General features: G+C 40.4%; 2 protein-coding genes. One reads left to right on the forward strand and one right to left on the reverse strand.

Annotation, left to right across the window (positions count from 1 at the left end; genetic code table 11):
• Positions 1 to 186 precede the first annotated feature (186 nt).
• Positions 187 to 1,305 carry a glycosyltransferase gene (locus ACT3TU_RS13955; RefSeq protein WP_444784509.1) on the forward strand — a complete coding sequence of 373 codons (1,119 nt, stop codon included), beginning with the start codon at positions 187 to 189 and terminating at the stop codon, positions 1,303 to 1,305.
• A gap of 27 nt (positions 1,306 to 1,332) precedes the next feature.
• Here ACT3TU_RS13955 and ACT3TU_RS13960 read toward each other — a convergent pair whose 3' ends face one another.
• Entirely contained in the window at positions 1,333 to 2,184 is an 852-nt protein-coding gene (locus ACT3TU_RS13960; RefSeq protein ID WP_444784510.1) for a hypothetical protein, read from the reverse strand.
• Positions 2,185 to 2,368 lie beyond the last annotated feature (184 nt).

Raw genomic sequence — 2,368 nt, forward strand, 5'->3', positions numbered from 1 at the left:
AACGATAATACTTAAATGGGCTAAAAATGGCTAAATTTTGCCAAACATTGTCAAATAGTTGGCTAATATCCCGATATTATCTGCACTATTTTCCTTGTTTAACTGCAATTTAACTCATTTTTATCACCATTTTTAAAATGAGGACACGCCCTAGCATACCGACTATATTATTATATTAAAAATTATATGAAACAACCCATTATTTTGCTGATATTAAAGGCGTTAGAAGGTCGCGGTGCTGAACGCATGGTAGCGACTTTGGCGCGTGCTTATGCGGATATGGGCTATAGCGTTCATGTACTCTGTTTAGAGAATACGCAGAAAATGCCTTTAGATTATCGCGTCCAGCATCATGTCGTGGCATACAACCAGACTCACAATAAAGCCATCTTCGAGGAAGAGTCCGAGCAAGCCGCAGGATATAGAACCGTTGCAAAGCGTATAGATCACTATGTACTTAAAAATATAAGGGTACCAGATTTAATATTGGCTAATATCTATAAAGTAAATTGGATTATGTCTTATAGTCAACTGCCAAATATTATCAATGTCTTACATACTGCCTTATCTAAACAGTTTGAACAACAGTTACTAGACAGTCCCAATCATATTATCCAGCATTTAAAAAAGGTGTATGGTGCCCATCCTTGTAGCTGTGTCAGCGATGGGGCGCGTAAGGATTTATTAACACTTATCGGCAATAACCTCAATAGAACGACGACGATATACAACCCGTGCGATACCAATGAAATCAAAAAATCAGCCGCTCAGTCATCAGTTTTTGAGCGTTTTGGCTTAACTGCTAAAGGATACATTATTCATGTAGGGTCATTCGATACGATGAAGAACCATCAGGATTTGTTGCGAGCATATGCCAAAACAGATCGGCAGCTGCCGTTGGTGTTAGTAGGTGAAGGCAAACTTGAAGATGAAATGAAACAATTGGCGACTCAACTTGGTATTGATGACAGTGTCAAGTTTTTGGGGTTTCAGGGCAATCCCTATCCATTAATCGCTGGCGCAGCATTAATGGTGCTGACGTCTAAATTTGAAGGGTTCGGTTATGTCATCGTTGAGGCACAGGCGTTAGGAGTACCAGTTATTAGCACAGATTGTCCCTTTGGACCAAAAGAGTTATTACCTGAGCAAAACTTAATACCTGTAGATGATACTGATGCGTTGGCAACGTTAATGAGTCAGGCGCTCGCCAATCTGGATGATTATAAAGTCCAATTGAATAATAGACTTTTGCCTCACAGCATCGCCCGTCAGTATCTAAAATTTGTTCAAGTAAAGTCAGTTTGAATGTTCAGCACGCCCTAGAAGGTAGTATTAATAAAGCTCATCAAACAAGTCTTTAGATACGGGCGAATGATTATAGACAGTCACACCATGATCCTTATAGACCTTTCCTAATAGATTAAACGACGGCACAATACGATCTGTAATCGCTTTATCCAGTTTACAGGGTGCGCTATTGTCTTTGTTTTCATAAAATCGCGGTTGGTTACTATTAAGTAGGTCGATGCCGTATAAATGAATAGCAGAGGCTTGGCGAGAGAATGCCAGCTGTGCGGCGACATAAGCAACGGTTCCTGCTTCTACAAAACCATCAGTGACATCAAGTGATACACCAATGGGCTTTGGTTTATGAGTACTGTTGATGACGAAGCTTGGATGGTCTGCAAACTCTTTCAAGGAGCTTTTTCTAATCAGCCGCTTGGCTGTTAAAGCCAGTTTACTGTGCCAAGGCTTATTAGATTTAACGCCCCACGGCCGATCTACGGGATATAAAACGCGCATTGCTTGATGATAGTTGAGCATAATCTCTGGATGTGAGGCGGCTAAAGCTTCGAATACAGCAAGGGTTGCGTATAGCGGTTGACCATTATAGTGGTTTTTTAAAATATTTGGTTGGTGATGGATAAAGCGGGCGTCACTAATCACCCAGCCAGCAATAGACGTAAAAGTCTGCTCTGAGAGCAGACTGAGGCTACCATTGACAAAGATAGTTGGAGTACCCAATTGCTGATTGTTAAATACTAAGTCAGCAATTGAGGGGCCTGAGGCAATAATCTGCACCGCTGTTTGCCGTAAGTGTTCTTTGGTTTCAGTGCCATTAAAGGCATTAAGGGTAACGCGCTGATTCCCAACCCTAATATCGTCAGTCTTTGGTAATCCCATAATGGTATTCCATAATCTCTTAATAGTATTGTTGAATGGGATTAACCTGTTCTGATATACGGCATGCTTATTTAAAGTACCATTTAATGCATCATTAAAAGCATCATTAAAAATAGCTTAGATTAACACACCAAGTGCAACGCTAATTAATATTATAGAACACCTGATTGGGCGTTTTAAACCC

Source organism: Psychrobacter sp. AOP3-A1-26 (genome assembly GCF_052378235.1).
Lineage (GTDB): Bacteria > Pseudomonadota > Gammaproteobacteria > Pseudomonadales > Moraxellaceae > Psychrobacter.